This window comes from Saccharothrix obliqua (genome assembly GCF_019375475.1).
GTDB lineage: Bacteria > Actinomycetota > Actinomycetes > Mycobacteriales > Pseudonocardiaceae > Actinosynnema > Actinosynnema obliqua.
The window spans coordinates 807,255-823,346 of sequence record NZ_JAHXGQ010000001.1 but is presented as its reverse complement, the minus strand read 5'-3'; the positions used below and the strand labels follow the sequence as shown (position 1 = coordinate 823,346).

The window sequence follows — 16,092 nt, the reverse complement described above, 5'->3', positions numbered from 1 at the left end:
CGACCGCGGGCCTTCGCGCGTGCGGACCACCGCACCCGCGCACCGCCCGACCCCGAAGCCGGTCGGGTCACGCCCGGGACGGCGCGGTGCTCTCCGCCAGCAGCTCCCCGACGAGGGCGCCCACCTGCTCCACCGCCGTCAGGAACCCGTCGTGCCCGTGCGGCGACCGCACCACCCGCAGGTCGACGCCCAGGCCGGCGGCGATCTCGGCCTGCTGGGCCAACGGGTACAGGCGGTCGGTGTCGATGCCCGCCACGACGCTGCGTGCCGTGACCCGCCCCAGCGCCGCCGCCACGCCACCCCGGCCCGCGCCCACGTCGTGACCGTTCATGGCCTCGGTGAGGCGCACGTACGACCACGGGTCGAACCGCCGCAGCAGCTTGTCCGCGTGGTGGTCGAGGTAGGACTCCACCTCGAACCGGCCGTCGGCACGCCGGTCGCGGCCGAACCGGACCTCCAGCTCGGCCGCGCTCCGGTAGCTCAGGTGCGCGATCCGCCGCGCGATGCCCATGCCCGCGACCGGGTCGAGCCGGATGGCGTGCAGCTGCGGCGCGGCCAGCGCGATGTGCTCGGCGGTGGACGCGGCGGGCGCGGCGAGCACCAGCAGGCCCCGCACCCGCGCCGGTTCGGACACCGCCCACTCCAGCGCCCGCATACCGCCCATCGAGCCGCCGATCACCGCCGCCCACGACGAGACGCCCAGCGCGTCCGCGAGCAGCACCTCGGCCGCCACCTGGTCGCGCACCGAGACGGCCGGGAACCGCTCGCCCCACACCCGCCCGTCCGGCGCGGTCGACAGCGGACCGGTGGTGCCCTGGCACCCGCCCAGCACGTTGGGCGCCACGACGAACCACCGGTCGGTGTCCAGGGCGCGCCCCGGCCCCACCAGCCCGTCCCACCAGCCGGGCGTGGGGTGGCCCGGCCCGGCGTCGCCCGCCACGTGGCTGTCGCCGGTGAGGGCGTGCAGCACCAGGACCGCGTTGCCCCGGTCGGGTGCGAGTTCGCCCCACGTCTCGTACGCCACGCGCACCGGCAGGTCGCCCAGCACGCCGCGGACCCACTTCCGCCGACCGTTCGGGTCCCCCTCCCGCCACCCGCCGGCGGCGGGAGGGGTCTCCCCGACAGTGGACCCGAAAACCACTACGAACCCGGTCCCCGTGCGGCCGATGACCTCACTGGACCGCCTTCGCCGCCCGGAACCCGGCCTCCAGGTCGGCCTTGAGGTCCTCCAGGCCCTCGATGCCGACCGACAACCGCACCAGGCCCGGCGTCACGCCGGCGACGAGCTGCTCCGCCGGCGTGAGCTGGCTGTGCGTGGTGGACGCGGGGTGCGCGATGAGGCTGCGCACGTCCCCGATGTTGACCAACTGGCTGAACAGCTCCACGCCGTCCACGAACGCCCGCCCGGCCTCCTCACCGCCGCGCAGCTCGAACGACACCACCGCGCCCGCGCCGCCCGGCAGGTACTTCTTGGCCAGCGCGTGCCACGGCGACGACTCCAGCCCGGCGTAGTGCACCTTCTCCACCTCGTCACGGGCCTCCAGCCACGCCGCCAGCGCCTGCGCGTTGGCCACGTGCCGTTCGAGCCGCAACGACAGGGTCTCGATGCCCTGCAAGATCAGGAAGCTGGTCAACGGGGCGATCGCCGCGCCGGTGTCCCGCAGGCCCTGCACCCGCAGCTTCGCGGCGAACGCCCCGTGACCCAGCACGGGCCAGTAGCGCAACCCGTGGTAGCTGGGGTCGGGTTCGTTGAAGTCCGGGAACCTCTCCGCGTCCCCGAACTCGAACCGGCCCCCGTCGACGACCACGCCCGCGACCGCGGTGCCGTGGCCGCCGAGGTACTTGGTGGCGGAGTGGACGACGATGTCCGCACCGTGCTCCAGCGGCCGGAGCAGGTACGGCGTCGGCACCGTGTTGTCGACGATCAGCGGCACGCCCGCCGCGTGCGCCACCTCCGCCACGGCCTCGATGTCGAGCACGTTGCTGCGCGGGTTGGCCAGCGACTCGGCGAAGAACAGCTTGGTGTTCGGGCGCACGGCGGCCCGCCACTCGTCGAGGTCGTCCGGGTCGTCCACGAACGTGACGTCGATGCCCAGCTTCGGCAGCGTGTAGTGGAACAGGTTGTACGTGCCGCCGTAGAGCGCGGCGCTGGAGACGAGGTGGTCGCCCGCGCGGGCCAGGTTGAGGATGGCCGCGGTCTCGGCTGCCTGGCCGGACGCGAACGCGACCGCCGCCACGCCGCCCTCGAGCGCGGCGACCCGCTGTTCCAGCACGTCCTGGGTGGGGTTGTTGATGCGGGTGTAGATGTTGCCGGGCTCCGCGAGGCTGAACAGCGCGGCGCCGTGCGCGGTGTCCCGGAACACGTACGAGGTGGTCTGGTAGATGGGGGTGGCGCGGGCACCCGTCGTCGGATCGGGTGACGCTCCGGAGTGGACCTGCTTGGTTTCGAACGACCAGGACATGCCGGTGCTCCTGTCAAAGGGCTGGGTGGGCGTGCTGGGCGCGACGAAGGGTGGACGACGCGCAGAGGGTCTATCAGCCGAGACGACAGGCCATGCTGGTGACACGCGCGTAATCGACGTGTCGTCGCGTCACCAGGAGACTCATGACGCAGAAGGTAGCCGTGAGTGACCGGCTAGGACAGGGCGTCCACGTCGTGGGAAGCCTAGGGTGCGGCCATGCGCACCGCACTCATCGGCTACGGGCTCGGCGGAGCCGCCTTCCACGCCCCGTTCATCGCCACGACGCCGGGTCTCACCCTGTCCGCCGTGGTCACCGGCAACCCGGACCGGCGGGCCGAGGCCCGTGCCCGGTACCCGGGCGTCGAGGTGCTGGACCGGCCGGAGGACGTGTGGGCGGGTGACTTCGACCTGGCGGTGGTGACCACGCCCAACCGCTTCCACGTCGAGCACGCGCGGGCGGCGTTGGAGCACGGGTTGCACGTGGTCCTCGACAAGCCGGTCGCGGGCACCGCCGCGCAGGCGCGTGAGCTGGTCGACCTGGCGGAGGCGCGCGGCCTGCTGCTCGCGCCGCACCACAACCGGCGCTGGGACGGCGACTTCCGCACCGTGCGGCGGCTGGTGGCGGAGGGCGCCCTGGGCGACGTGCACCGGTTCGAGTCGCGGTTCGAGCGGTGGCGGCCGGAGCCGAAGGAGTCGTGGAAGGAGAGCGACGAGCTGGGCAGCATCGTCTACGACCTGGGCACGCACCTGGTGGACCAGGCGATCGCGTTGTTCGGCCGGCCGCGCCTGGTGTACGCCGAGGTGCGGACGCTGCGCGCGGGTGCGCGGGCGCACGACGACGCGTTCCTGGCGCTGACCCACGGGAACGGGGTGGTCTCGCACCTGTGGGCGTCCGCGCTGGCGGCCGAACCCGGGCCGCGGTTCCGCGTGCTGGGCAACCGGTCGGCGTACGTGAAGCACGGCATGGACCCGCAGGAGGAGCTGCTGCGTGCCGGCGCGGTGCCGGGCGGCACGGGGTGGGGCGCGGACCCGGAGGAGATGTGGGGCGTGCTCGGCGGCGTGCCCGTGGAGACCGAGCGAGGCGCTTACCAGGACTTCTACGCCGTGGTCGCGGAGGGCCGCGCCCCGGTGCCGCCGCGGGACGCGGTGGCCGGGCTGGAGGTCGTGGAAGCGGCGTTCGAGTCCGCCGCGACCGGGCGGGCAATAAAGCTGGCCGACTAAGTCTCTTAGTGGCTAAGATTATTTCCATGAGAGGGGACAAGCGCGTACAGGTGTTGGTGGTCGGTGCGGGGCTCGGCGGGTTGACCGCCACGCTCTTCCTCGCCCGGCAGGGGATCGACGTGCTCGGCGTCGCGAAGCACGCGAGCACGTCGCCGCACCCCAGGGCGACCGGTCAGCACAACCGGGTGATGGAGGTCTTCCGGCGCGGGGGCGTCGCCGACGAGGTGCTGCGGGGCAGCGAGGGCGTCGCGTCCGGGATCGTCATCAAGATCGCGGAGAGCTTGCAGGGCGAGGTCTTCCACACGATCGTGCACGAGGACGACGAACTCGACGTCGGGCTCAGCCCGGAGCCGTTCGGCATGTCGAGCCAGGACTTCGTCGAGCCCGTCCTGCTCGCCGCGGCGCGGGAGCACGGCGCGGACGTCCGGTTCGGCACCGAGCTGACGTCGTTCACCCGGGACGACTCGGGCGTCACCGCGACGTTGCTGGACCGGGCGACCGGCGAGACGTACCGGGTGCGGGCGGACTACCTGGTCGCCGCGGACGGCCACCGCTCCACCGTCCGGGAGGCGCTGGGCATCCGCCGCCGGGGGCGCGGGTCGCTCACCCACCACGTCGGCGTCGTGTTCGACGCGGACCTGGGCGACCGGCTCGCGGCCGACAAGGGCACCCTGTTCTACCTGCGAAACCGCGAGTTCACCGGCGCGTTCATCGTGACCAACACCGCGCGCCGCAACGTGCTGACCGTCGAGTACCACCCCGAGCGGGGCGAGTCGATCGCCGATTTCCCCGAGCAGCGGTGCCTGGAGCTGATCCGCACCGCCACCGACGTGCCGGACCTGGCGGTCGACGTCCTGGAGATCACGACGTGGGAGATGGCCGCGTGGCTGTCCGACTCGTTCCGCGCCGGGCGGGTGTTCCTGGTCGGCGACGCGGCGAAGGTGACGCCGCCGACCGGCGGTCTCGGCGGCAACACGGCCGTGGGCGACGGGTACGACATCGCGTGGAAGCTCGCCGCCGTGTTGAGGGGTGAGGCCGGTGAGGGGCTGTTGGACAGCTACGAGGCCGAGCGGCGGCCGTACGCGCAGCTCATCATCGACGCGTCGTACGCGAACTACGTGCAGCGCCTCGCGCCGCACTTGGCCGGGCCGGACGTGCCGGAGCCGGTCGACCACCTCCGGCTGATCTTCGGGTACCGGTGCGTGTCGGGGGCGGTGCTGCTCGCCGACGACGTGGACGGGTTGCTGGAGGACCCGCTGAAGCCGAGCGCGCGGCCGGGCTTCCACGTGCCGCACCTGGTGGTGTCGCACTCGGGTCGGCCGACGGCGGTGCTGGACCTGGTCGACGGCTGGACGTTGATCACGGCGGACGCCGACGCGTGGGCGGGCGCGCCGGTGCCCGTGCCGCGGATCGCGGACCACGACGGGGAGTTGGCGGCGCGGTACGGGATCGGCCCGCACGGCGCTTCGCTGGTCCGGCCGGACGGCGTGATCGCGTGGCGGACGGCCGAGCTGCCCGCCGACCCGGCTGCCGCCGTGCGCGCGGCGTTGGACCGGGTGCTCGCCCGCGCCTGATCGGGACGGGTCGGCCGCGGTGCGGGGGCAGGGCGGGGCTTCGCCGGGCGCGGGGGTCAGCGGGCGGCGGTGGCGTCGGCGGGTGCGCGGCGGAGGGTTTCGCCGATCGCGAGCAGGCAGGCGGTGCTCACCGCGGCACCCGCGACCAGGTACAGCGACACCGGCCACGAGTCGTGGGTCGGCGTGGCCGTCAGCAGCGATGCCGCGATCAGCGGCGACAGGCCGCCGCCGAGCACGGCACCCAGCTGGTAGCTCAACGACACGCCGCTGTACCGCACGCGCGTGCCGAACAGCTCCGCGTAGTACGCGGGCATGGGCCCGAACACCGCCGCCGACCCGGCGAACCCGATCAGCAGCGCCACCACGACCAAAACCGTCGACCGCGTCTCCAGCATCCAGAACAACGGGAACGCGAACACGCCGAGGAACACCGCCCCGCCCGTCATCACCGGCAGCCTGCCGATCCGGTCGGACAGCCGCGCGAACGCCAGGATCGCCACCGCCTGCGCGCCCGCGCCCAGCAGCCCGGCGTTGAGCAGCACCGACCGCGGCAGCCCCAGCTCCTTGGTGCCGTACGAGACCACGAACGTGGCCAGCACGAAGATGAACATGTTGAACCCGAGGTTCACGCCCGCCCCGAGCAGCACCCTGCCCCACGACCGGCGCACCACGTCCACGACCGGCAGCCGCAGCGCGCCGCGCTCCGCGCGCACCCGCCGGAACTCCGGGCTCTCCTCCACCGACAGCCGCACGTACAGGCCGACGCCGACCAGCACCAGGCTGAACAGGAACGGCAACCGCCAGCCCCACGACAGGAACGCGTCACCGGACACCGCGGTGGACGCCGCCATCGCGCTGTTCGCCAGCACCAGGCCGAACGGGGAACCCAGGAACGTCCAGCTCCCGTACCACGCGGTGCGCCCCGGCGGCGCGTGCTCGACGGCCATCAGCGTCGCGCCGCCCTGCTCGCCGCCGAGGAAGAAGCCCTGCACGACGCGCAACGCCACGAGCAGCACCGGCGCGGCGATGCCGATGGACCCGTAGGTGGGCAGCAGGCCGATCAACGCCGTGCACAGGCCGGTCATGGTCAGCGTGAGCACCAGCATGGCGCGTCGACCGATGCGGTCGCCGAAGTGGCCGATCACCACGCCGCCGAGCGGGCGCGCGAGGAAACCCGCGCCGAACGTCGCGAACGCGAGCAGCGTGCCGATGCGCGGGTCGAAGTTCGGGAAGAACAGCTTGTCGAACACCAGCGCCGACGCCGTGCCGTAGAGGAGGAAGTCGTACAACTCGACCGCGTTCCCGGCCGAGCTGGCGAACGCCACCCTGCGCACCCCGGAGTTCCCCATCCGACCACCCTGGCCCCCACACGGAGGACGGACAGACGACAGTGACCCAGGTCACAGTCACGGCCCGTGGAACGGTGCGCCCATCCGCAGCGGGAATTCGCCCGGAAGTGGCATCTACCCGTGTGACGGGCCGGGTCCGCGGAAGAGATCACACGATGCGGTGACATGGCTGGAGCCACCACGTCGGGCGCGCCAGGGTGACCCCATGGCACCACTCCCCCTACTCGCGGCCTTCGCCGCGCTCTTCCCCACCGTCGTCGCCCCGGAGTCCTCGTTCACGCTCACCACGAACCACCGGGACACCATCAGGCTCGCGCACCTCACCTGCGGACCGGCCGGCGGCACGCACGGCAACGCGCACCACGCGTGCGCCGCGTTGTCCGAAGTGGACGGCCGCATCGACGAGCTGCGTGCCGCACCGGTCTCCTGCACGATGGAGTACGACCCGGTCACCGTCACCGCGACGGGCACGTGGCGCGGCGAGCGCCGCCGGTTCACGCAGACGTTCGAGAACCCGTGCGTGCTCCGCGCGGGCACCGGGCACGTCTTCGACTTCTGACCGCCCGGCTCGTGACGCCGCGGGCGACGTCACGAGCCGGCACCCGCCGCGGCGGGTCCTCAGGTCACCCGTTCTATCCTCCGCCCCGAGGGGTTGGGGGAGAGCACGGTGGACATCGCGGGGTTCCTGTTCTACTCGATCAGCGTGCCGGCCACGTTCCTGCTGCTGATCACGGGCATCGCGCTCGCGGCGCGACGCATCCTGGGCCTGCGGGTCGGGCTCGTGCGCACGGCCCTGGCCTGCATGGTCGGCCTGTCCGTCACGCGGGGTCTGCTCGTCGGGATGCCCGACCCGGACACCACGGCCGCGCTCAGCACCGTCCAGCTCGGCATCGCGCTGCTGGTCGTCATCTCGCTGCTCACCCTGGCCGAGATCGTCGTGCCCACCGGCACCGTCCCGCCGCCCACCGAGTGGTGGCGCGCGCTGCGCGGCCGGATCGCCCGCGCCCGCCGGTACTCGCGCATCACGTCCATCGCGTTCCGCCACGGCCTCGGGCCGTACCTGCGTGGCCGGGAGCGCACCGACACCCGCGTCGCCCGCTCGCTCCGGCTGGCGCTGGAGGAGGGCGGCGTGACGTTCGTGAAGCTCGGCCAGGTGCTGTCCACCCGGGCCGACCTGCTGCCCGCCGACGTGATCGACGAGCTGACCCTGTTGCAGGACAAGGTGCCCGTCGCGCCGTGGGAGTCGGTGCGCGCGGTGCTGGTCGCCGAGATCGGTCCGCCCGAGGAGGTGTTCGCCGAGTTCGACCGGACGCCCGTCGCGGCGGCGTCCGTCGCGCAGGTGCACCGGGCCCGGCTCAAGTCCGGTCAGGACGTCGTGGTCAAGGTGCGGCGGCCGGGCGTGCGCAAGGTCGCGGAGGGCGACCTGGACATCGTGAACCGGCTCGCGGCCACGCTGGACCAGCGCACCCGGTGGGGCCGGGCGATCGGCGTGCGCGACCTCGCCGCCGGGTTCTCCGCCGCGCTGCGCGAGGAACTCGACTTCCGGGTCGAGGCGCGCAACCTCGCGGCGGTGCGGGCCGCGTCGACCGACCCGGCCGTCGTGGTGCCCGAGGTGCACGAAGACCTCTGCACGTCGAGCGTCCTGGTGATGGAGCGCCTGGACGGCACGCCGATCCGGTCCGCGCCGCCGGAGTCGGCCGACCGCGCCGCGCTCGCCCGCTCGCTGCTCGCCGCGCTGCTGCGCCAGGTGCTCGTGGACGGGGTGTTCCACGCCGACCCGCACCCCGGCAACATCCTGCTGCTGCGTGACGGCCGGCTGGGGATGCTGGACTTCGGCTCGGTCGGCCGGATCGACGCGCAGCTGCGCTCCGCGCTGGGCAAGCTGCTGCTCGCCGTCGACCGCGGCGACCCGGCGGGCACCCGGGACGCGTTGCTGGAACTGGTGTCCCGACCGGACGAGATCGACGAGCAGCAGCTGGAGCGCGCGCTCGGGCAGTTCATGGCACGCCACCTGGGCGGCGGGCGGCGACCGGACGCCGGCCTGTTCGGGGACCTGTTCGCCCTGGTCTACCGGTACGGCCTGAGCATCCCGCCGGAGATCGCCGCCGTGTTCCGCGCGCTGGCCACCGTGGAGGGCACGCTCGCCGCGCTGGAACCCGGTTTCGACATCGTGGTCGAGTCGCGGGCGTTCGCGGAGCAGCAGTTCAGCGCACGCCTCGCGCCGGAGTCGTTGCGGCGCACCGCGACCGAGGAGCTGCACGCGGCGCTCCCCCTCCTGCGGCGGCTGCCCCGGCGGGTCGAGCGCATCTCCGCCGCGCTGGAGCAGGGCAGGCTGAGCATGGGCGTCCGGTTGTTCGCCGACGAGCGGGACCGGCACTTCGTCGTCGGGCTGCTGCACCAGGTGATGCTGACCGTGCTCGGCGCGACCGCGGGCCTGATGGCCGTGCTGCTGCTCAGCGCGGACGGCGGTCCCGAGGTGGGCCCGGACATCACGCTGTACCAGGTGTTCGGCTACAACCTGCTGGTGATCAGCGTGCTGCTCGGGCTGCGCGTGGTCGTGACCGTCTTCCGGCCGCGGCGCACGCCGTAGGGTGGGGCGCATGAGCATCCACGACATCGCCGTGCACACCCTCGACGGCACGCCGAGCAGCCTGGGTTCGTTGCGCGGCAAGGCGTTGCTGGTGGTGAACGTCGCGTCGAAGTGCGGCCTCACGCCGCAGTACGCCGGCCTGGAGCGGCTCCACGAGCGGTACGCGGGGCGTGGTTTCTCCGTCGTCGGCTTCCCCTGCAACCAGTTCGCGGGTCAGGAGCCGGGCACCGCCGAGGAGATCGCCACCTTCTGCTCGGCCACCTACGGGGTCACGTTCCCGCTGTTCGAGAAGGTCGAGGTGAACGGTCCCGGCAGGCACCCGGTCTACCGGGTGCTCACCGGGCACGCCGACGCGAGCGGTGAGGCGGGCGACGTGGCGTGGAACTTCGAGAAGTTCCTGGTGTCGCCCGACGGCGAGGTGCTGGCCCGGTTCCGGCCGACCACCGAGCCCGAGGACGAGTCCGTGGTGCGGGCGATCGAGGCCGCCCTGCCGTGACGCCGCCGACGGCCTCCCGGTCGGGGAGGCCGTCGAGGACGTCAGCACTCGATGACGTTCACCGCGAGGCCGCCACGCGCGGTCTCCTTGTACTTCACCTTCATGTCCTTGCCGGTCTCGCGCATGGTCTTGATGACCTTGTCCAACGACACGAAGTGCGAGCCGTCGCCGCGCAACGCCATCCGCGCCGCCGTGATCGCCTTGATCGACGCCAGCGCGTTGCGCTCGATGCACGGGATCTGGACCAGCCCGCCGATCGGGTCGCAGGTCAGGCCGAGGTTGTGCTCCATGGCGATCTCGGCCGCGTTCTCCACCTGCTCCGGCGTGCCGCCCAGCACCTCGGCCAGCCCGCCCGCCGCCATCGAGCACGCCGAGCCGACCTCGCCCTGGCACCCGACCTCGGCGCCGGAGATGGAGGCGTTCTCCTTGAACAACGCGCCCACCGCGCCCGCCGTGAGCAGGAACCGCACCACGCCCTCGTCGGACGCGCCCGGCACGAACCGCGTGTAGTAGTGCAGCACCGCGGGCACGATGCCGGCCGCACCGTTGGTCGGCGCGGTCACCACGCGCCCGCCCGCGGCGTTCTCCTCGTTCACCGCGAGCGCGAACAACGTGACCCAGTCCATCACCCGCAACGGGTCGGTCGCGTAGTGCTCGGCGGCGAGCCGCGCACGCATCTCCGCGGCCCGTCGCCGCACCTTGAGGCCGCCGGGCAGCACACCGGTCTCCGTGCAGCCGCGCTCCACGCACGCCTGCATGACGCCCCAGATGTGCAGCAGCCCGTCGCGGACGTCGTCCGCGGACCGCCACGACGTCTCGTTGGCGAGCATGACCTCGCTGATCGACAGCCCCGTCTCGCGGGTGCGGGCGAGCAGTTCGTCCCCGGTCCGGAACGGGTGCGCCACCGCCGTCTCGTCCGGCTTGATGCGGTCGGCGCCGGTGGCCGTCTCGTCCACCACGAAACCGCCGCCGACCGAGTAGTACACGGCCTCGTCCAGCACCTCGTCGCCGGTGTAGGCGGTGAAGCTCATGCCGTTGGGGTGCAGCGGCAACGACTTGCGGCGGTGCATGACCAGGTCGGTGTCCTCGGTGAACGGGATCTCCCGGACACCGCCCAGCAGCAGCTTCCGCCCGGCCCTGATCTCCGCCACCCGCGCGTCGGCCTCGGTGGGGTCCACGTCCTCCGGCCGGTGGCCCTCCAGCCCGAGCAGCACGGCCTTGGGGCTGCCGTGCCCGTGGCCGGTCGCGCCGAGCGAGCCGAACAGCTGGACGTGCACCCGGTCCGCCGACGCCGTCCGGTGCCCGAGGCGCGCCACGAACATCGAGGCCGCCCGCATCGGGCCGACGGTGTGCGAGCTGGACGGCCCGATGCCGACCGAGAACAGGTCGAAGACGCTGATCGCCACGACCCTCAGTCCCCGGTGAGTTCCGCGTACTTGGCGGCGGTGAGCAGGCCCGTCGCGTCCTCCACCGCCACCTTGAACAGCCAGCCCGCGCCGTACGGGTCGTTGTTGATCAACGCCGGGTCGTCGGCGGCGGCCTGGTTGACCGCCACGACCTCGCCGCTGACCGGCGCGTACAGGTCGCTCACGGACTTGGTCGACTCCAGCTCGCCGCAGACCTCGCCCGACCGGACGTGGTCGCCGACGTTCGGCAGCTGCACGAAGACGATGTCACCCAGGGACTCCGCCGCGTAAGAGGTGATGCCCACCGACACGGGGTCCTGGGTACCCGGTGCCCAGTCGACCCACTCGTGCTCGGGCGTGTACAGCAGGTTGTCCGGAAAAGTCACGTCAGCTCCTCGGTCCACGCGGCCAGGTCCCCTCTCTGTCCTGGGACCTGAGAGCTTCACCGCAACGCTGCGGCTTGCACCGTGGGTGCGCGCGTGCGCGCTTTCCAGAGTCGCCTCACCCGAGCGGTTCTCGTTGCCTGAGAGTGTGCGGGGTACTTGCTCCTTCGGCGCTCCGGTCGTGCCGGAGGCTCTCCCGCGCGGGTTCCGGTGCCTTTCCGACGGCACCGCGGCCGATGTTCAGTTGGCGAACGCCAGCACGCTAGGTCGTGGGTGTGAGGGGTGTCAACGCGCGTCCGAAGAGTTCAGCGGCCCTTCTCCGAGCGGGCGCGTTGTCCGGCCGGCACAACCGGCCCCACGCGTGTTCGTGCGCACCGCACGATGACAGCCGCTCTACCGTGACGGACCTTGGGCGATAACAACGGCTGAAGGAGCCCCACCGTGCGGATCTCAGTACCCCGCGAGATCAAGAACCACGAGTACCGCGTCGCGCTGACCCCCGCAGGCGCCCATGAGCTGACCGTGCGCGGACATGACGTGTTCGTCGAGGCAGGCGCCGGTCTCGGCTCCGCCATCACCGACGACGAGTACGTCGCCGCGGGAGCGAAGATCCTGGCCAAGGCCGCGGACGTGTGGGCCGAGGGCGAGCTGGTGCTCAAGGTCAAGGAGCCGATCGAGCAGGAGTACCCGCTGCTCCGCAAGGGCCAGACCCTGTTCACCTACCTGCACCTGGCCGCCGACCAGCCGTTGACGCGGGCGCTGCTGGACTCCGGCACCACCGCGATCGCCTACGAGACGGTGCAGACGGCGAACGGCGCGCTGCCGCTGCTCGCCCCGATGTCCGAGGTGGCGGGCCGCCTGGCGCCGCAGGTCGGCGCGTTCTCGCTGATGAAGCCGTCCGGCGGCCGGGGCGTGCTGCCCGGTGGCGTGCCCGGCGTGCACCCGGCGCGGGTCGTCGTCATCGGCGGCGGCGTGGCGGGCCTGAACGCGGCCACCATCGCCGCGGGCATGGGCGCCGACGTGGAGATCCTGGACACCAACGTCGACCGCCTCCGGCACATCGACGCCCTCTACCGGGGTCAGCTCCGCACCGTCACGTCCAACCGCTACTCGGTCGAGCAGGCCGTGCGCGAGGCGGACCTGGTGATCGGCGCGGTGCTGGTGCCGGGCGCGAAGGCGCCGAAGCTGGTGTCCAACGAGCTGGTGGCGCGGATGAAGCCCGGCTCGGTGCTGGTGGACATCGCCATCGACCAGGGCGGCTGCTTCACCGACTCCCGCCCGACCACGCACGCCGACCCGACCTACCAGGTGCACGAGTCGGTGTTCTACTGCGTCGCCAACATGCCCGGCGCCGTGCCCCGCACGTCCACCTACGCCCTGACCAACGTGACGCTGCCGTACGCCGTCGCGCTGGCCGACAAGGGCTGGGAGGCCGCGCTGCGGGCGGACGCGGCGCTGGCGCTCGGCCTGAACGCGCACGACGGCCTGCTGACGAACCAGCCGGTGGCCGAGGCGCACGGCCTCACGTACACCGCGTTCGAGTTCTGAGCGCTGCCGAAGAACGGGGCGTCCACCACGACGGGTGGACGCCCCTTCTCCTGCTCCTGGAACGAGAAGGCGGCCCGCTCAACCAGCCTGGGGGTCACTGGGAGCGGGCCGCGCCACCAATGCTAGCCGGGAACCGGGGGCCGTGCCCAGCCGCCCCAGCCATCTGACGCACAAGTCTTGACCTTTCGGAACACGGGCCGTGTCCGGCCTCAAGCAAACGAGTGAATTCGCCGCGTAACGGGTAAGTCACGACGCCCGGTCGGCCGATGGACTACAGCGAGGCGCCCGCCGCCTCGGCGCGGGTCCGCTGCCCTTCGCGCGGTGCCCCGCGCGTCGCCGCCACTCCGATCGGAGCGCACATGGCTGAACCGCAGGGCTGGATCGACTGCCACGACCCGTTCGGCCGGGACCGGTCCATGACCGTCCTGGTGGAGGACGACCGGGTGCTGCTGGTCTCACCGCCGGGCGAGTCGGCTGTGATGTCCGTCACCCAGACCCGCAGGCTGCACCGCCTGCTGGACCAAGCCGCGAACAGGATGTGACGGGTGGACGACGCGTTGCGCGCCGCCGTGCTGCGGAGGCTCACCCAGCTGGAAGAGGTCGCCGAGCGGGGCGCGGCCGAGGCGCTCGTGCCGCTGGCGCGGGCCGAGATCCACCGCCTCACCGACGGCTGGCGGCTGCTGCTCACCGTGCACCAGCCCGATCCCGACGGCCGCTGCGGCGCGTGCCCCGGCGTGCTGCGGCACAAGAAGTGGCCGTGCCAGGTGTGGACGATGGCCCACCAGCACCTGATCGGCGAGGGGCTGCCGCACCGCGAGCGCCGCCGCCCGCTGCGCGGTCCGTTCGCCCGCATCCGCGAGGCCGAGACCACCACCGAGCTGCCGGTGGCGGTCTCGAAACCACGACACGCCCTCCCCGACTGACCCGCCTAAGGCAGGATGTCGCCCGAAGAGCATTCGGGAGGGACGCGTGCACGACGGCAGTGGCCGCATCGTGGTGCAGAACTTGACCAAGCAGTTCGGTCCGGTCGCAGCGGTGCAGAATCTCAGCTTCACGGTGGAACCGGGTTCCGTCACCGGCTTCCTCGGGCCCAACGGCGCGGGCAAGACCACCACGCTGCGCATGTTGCTCGGCCTGGTCACGCCCACCGCGGGCATCGGTCTGATCAACGGCCGGCCGTTCCACGAGCTGGGCAACCCGGCACGCGTGGTGGGTGCGGTGCTGGAGGCGCAGGGCTTCCACCCCAAGCGCTCGGCCCGCAACCACCTGCGCGTGTACGCGGCGGCGATCGGCGTGCCCGACGTGCGTGCCGACCAGGTGCTGCAACTGGTCGGGCTGGGTGCGGCGGGCGACCGCCGGGCGGGCGCGTTCTCGCTGGGCATGAAGCAGCGGCTCGCGCTGGCGACCGCGTTGCTCGGCGACCCGCAGGTGCTGGTGCTGGACGAGCCGGCGAACGGCCTGGACCCCGAGGGCATCGCCTGGCTGCGCTCGTTCCTCCAGTCGTACGCGCGCAGCGGGCGCACGGTGCTGATCTCCAGCCACCTGCTCGCCGAGGTCGAGCAGACCGTGGACCAGGTGGTGATCGTCTCGCGCGGCCAGACCATGTACTACGGACCGCTGGACAACCTGCGCGACCAGCAGCAGGGCCGGGTCCTGGTGCAGCCGTCGGACCCGGCCGCGCTGGTCGCCGCCCTCCGCGAGGAGGGGATCACGGCGATCGAGCCGCTGCCGGACGGGCGCATCGCGGTCGCGGGCGTGGAGGCCAAGCAGGTCGCCGACACGGCGCTGAAGGCCGGCGTGTCCATCTACGGCATCCAGGAGGAGAAGGCCGACCTGGAGCGGCTGTTCTTCCAGCTCACCAACGGCCAGTACGCGGCGGCCCCGACCCAGTACGGCGGGCAGCCGCCGGTGGGGCCGGGCACCGGCTACCACGCGCCGCCGCCCGGGTACCAGCAGCCCTACCAGCAGCAGCCGTACCAGCAGCCGGGTTACCAGCAGCCCTACCAGCAGCAACCGGGCTACCAGCCGCCTCCACCACCACCCGGCTACCAGGACCCGCCATCGGGTTACCAGCCCGGTCAGGGTCAGAGCGGTCTCGGGGGCGGTGCGTGATGCTGGGCAACCTGATCAAGGCGGAGTTCCGCAAGACGACCACCACGGGCCTGTGGTGGGGCCTGCTGATCCCGACCGTGCTGATCGCCCTGGGCTGGGCGCTGGGCACCGGGTTCGTCGGCAAGAACATCATGGACGCGGTGAACAGCAGCGACGCCGAGGAGCTGACGCGGCTGCTGGGCATCGACCCGTCGCAGTGGCAGGTGTCGTTGTTCGGGATGGCCCGCAGCATCAACATCGCCACCATCTTCCCGATGATCTTCGGCGGCCTGGCGATCTCCACCGAGATCAACCGCCGGACGATCACCACCACGTTCCTGACCGCGCCGAACCGGGTGTCGGCGCTGAGCGCGAAGCTCGTGGTCTACGTGCTGTGGGGCGCGATCTACGGCCTGGCGATCGTGGCGGCGGTGTCCATCGGCATCGCGCTCACCTCGGACTCGTCCTCGTTGCCGGACGCCGCGGGCTGGCTGGCCATGGCCGGTGTCGGCGTGCTGGCCTCGGTGCTGATGACGATGTTCGGCGTGGGCGTCGGCGCGCTGATGACCAGCCCGGTCGGCACCACGGTGGTCCTGGTGCTGTACATGCTGCTGATCGAGAACGGCCTCCAGCTCGTGGTCAGCACGCAGGGCCTGCCGGAGCTGGTCGGCTTCCTGCCGAACGGCTCGGTGAACGGCCTGACCGGTTCGGTCGCGGCGTCGCTGTTCCTGTCCACGGCGGGCGTCGTGCCGGACGACCTGGTCGAGGTGCTGCGGGCGATCGCGGGCGCGCTGGGCGCGTTCGACTGGTGGCTCAGCGGTCTGGTGTTCCTGGCGTGGACGGCGTTGTTCTTCCTCGGTGGCTGGGCCGTCACTCAGCGCAAGGACATCACCTGATCTTGTGAATTTCGGACTGTGAGGACCGTCACCCCGCAGCGGGGAGGCGGTCCTCACCCGTTTCGCGACCCGACCC

At 72.4% G+C, this 16,092-nt stretch carries 15 protein-coding genes and 1 riboswitch; of the genes, 10 read left to right on the top strand and 5 right to left on the bottom strand.

Annotated features, from left to right (window positions below; genetic code table 11):
- Nucleotides 1-67: 67 nt before the first annotated feature.
- Together metX and KZQ38_RS04055 are read right to left on the bottom strand one after the other, a co-directional pair.
- Complete coding sequence (gene metX, locus KZQ38_RS04060; RefSeq protein WP_219438463.1) at nucleotides 68-1,141, bottom strand: homoserine O-acetyltransferase MetX; 1,074 nt, start codon at nucleotides 1,139-1,141, stop codon at nucleotides 68-70.
- 31 nt (nucleotides 1,142-1,172) lie between these two features.
- Nucleotides 1,173-2,567 carry a bifunctional o-acetylhomoserine/o-acetylserine sulfhydrylase gene (locus tag KZQ38_RS04055; protein ID WP_308258225.1) on the bottom strand — a complete coding sequence of 465 codons (1,395 nt, stop codon included), beginning with the start codon at nucleotides 2,565-2,567 and terminating at the stop codon, nucleotides 1,173-1,175.
- Nucleotides 2,568-2,678: 111 nt separating this feature from the next.
- On the opposite strand from KZQ38_RS04055, the gene KZQ38_RS04050 reads away from it, so the two are divergent.
- Both KZQ38_RS04050 and rdmE read left to right on the top strand, forming a co-directional pair.
- Nucleotides 2,679-3,683 carry a Gfo/Idh/MocA family protein gene (locus KZQ38_RS04050; RefSeq protein ID WP_219438460.1) on the top strand — a complete coding sequence of 335 codons (1,005 nt, stop codon included), beginning with the start codon at nucleotides 2,679-2,681 and terminating at the stop codon, nucleotides 3,681-3,683.
- A 26-nt stretch (nucleotides 3,684-3,709) separates the two neighbouring features.
- Entirely contained in the window at nucleotides 3,710-5,257 is a 1,548-nt protein-coding gene (gene rdmE / locus KZQ38_RS04045) for an aklavinone 12-hydroxylase RdmE (protein WP_219438458.1), read from the top strand.
- A gap of 56 nt (nucleotides 5,258-5,313) precedes the next feature.
- On the opposite strand, the gene KZQ38_RS04040 is transcribed toward rdmE, so the two are convergent.
- Nucleotides 5,314-6,606, bottom strand: a complete 1,293-nt coding sequence (locus tag KZQ38_RS04040) for an MFS transporter (protein ID WP_219438456.1) — start codon at nucleotides 6,604-6,606, stop codon at nucleotides 5,314-5,316.
- 205 nt (nucleotides 6,607-6,811) lie between these two features.
- Here KZQ38_RS04040 and KZQ38_RS04035 point away from each other — a divergent pair, with 205 nt between their 5' ends.
- From KZQ38_RS04035 to KZQ38_RS04025, 3 genes are all read left to right on the top strand, one after another.
- On the top strand, nucleotides 6,812-7,165 hold the full coding sequence (locus KZQ38_RS04035; protein WP_219438454.1) for an SSI family serine proteinase inhibitor: 354 nt from the start codon (nucleotides 6,812-6,814) through the stop codon (nucleotides 7,163-7,165).
- Between the two features lie 108 nt (nucleotides 7,166-7,273).
- Nucleotides 7,274-9,196 carry an ABC1 kinase family protein gene (locus KZQ38_RS04030; protein ID WP_219438452.1) on the top strand — a complete coding sequence of 641 codons (1,923 nt, stop codon included), beginning with the start codon at nucleotides 7,274-7,276 and terminating at the stop codon, nucleotides 9,194-9,196.
- Between the two features lie 10 nt (nucleotides 9,197-9,206).
- Complete coding sequence (locus KZQ38_RS04025) at nucleotides 9,207-9,692, top strand: glutathione peroxidase (RefSeq protein WP_219438450.1); 486 nt, start codon at nucleotides 9,207-9,209, stop codon at nucleotides 9,690-9,692.
- Between the two features lie 41 nt (nucleotides 9,693-9,733).
- Here the strand turns inward: KZQ38_RS04025 and KZQ38_RS04020 are convergent, their stop codons facing one another.
- Together KZQ38_RS04020 and gcvH are read right to left on the bottom strand one after the other, a co-directional pair.
- A complete protein-coding gene (locus tag KZQ38_RS04020) occupies nucleotides 9,734-11,098 on the bottom strand; it encodes an L-serine ammonia-lyase (RefSeq protein WP_219438447.1) in 1,365 nt (454 codons plus the stop codon).
- A 5-nt stretch (nucleotides 11,099-11,103) separates the two neighbouring features.
- Complete coding sequence (gcvH, locus tag KZQ38_RS04015; protein WP_219438445.1) at nucleotides 11,104-11,484, bottom strand: glycine cleavage system protein GcvH; 381 nt, start codon at nucleotides 11,482-11,484, stop codon at nucleotides 11,104-11,106.
- Nucleotides 11,485-11,598: 114 nt separating this feature from the next.
- A riboswitch (glycine riboswitch) is annotated at nucleotides 11,599-11,690 on the bottom strand.
- A 232-nt stretch (nucleotides 11,691-11,922) separates the two neighbouring features.
- Here gcvH and ald point away from each other — a divergent pair.
- The 5 genes from ald to KZQ38_RS03990 all read left to right on the top strand — a co-directional run bounded on the left by ald (nucleotide 11,923) and on the right by KZQ38_RS03990 (nucleotide 16,016).
- On the top strand, nucleotides 11,923-13,029 hold the full coding sequence (gene ald / locus KZQ38_RS04010; RefSeq protein WP_219438443.1) for an alanine dehydrogenase: 1,107 nt from the start codon (nucleotides 11,923-11,925) through the stop codon (nucleotides 13,027-13,029).
- Between the two features lie 359 nt (nucleotides 13,030-13,388).
- Nucleotides 13,389-13,571, top strand: a complete 183-nt coding sequence (locus KZQ38_RS04005; RefSeq protein ID WP_219438442.1) for a hypothetical protein — start codon at nucleotides 13,389-13,391, stop codon at nucleotides 13,569-13,571.
- Nucleotides 13,572-13,574: 3 nt separating this feature from the next.
- Nucleotides 13,575-13,952, top strand: a complete 378-nt coding sequence (locus KZQ38_RS04000) for a hypothetical protein (RefSeq protein ID WP_219438440.1) — start codon at nucleotides 13,575-13,577, stop codon at nucleotides 13,950-13,952.
- 46 nt (nucleotides 13,953-13,998) lie between these two features.
- A complete protein-coding gene (locus KZQ38_RS03995) occupies nucleotides 13,999-15,141 on the top strand; it encodes an ABC transporter ATP-binding protein (RefSeq protein WP_219438439.1) in 1,143 nt (380 codons plus the stop codon).
- A complete protein-coding gene (locus tag KZQ38_RS03990) occupies nucleotides 15,141-16,016 on the top strand; it encodes an ABC-2 transporter permease (RefSeq protein WP_219438437.1) in 876 nt (291 codons plus the stop codon). The genes KZQ38_RS03995 and KZQ38_RS03990 overlap by 1 nt, the downstream gene beginning before the upstream one ends.
- Nucleotides 16,017-16,092: the final 76 nt, after the last annotated feature.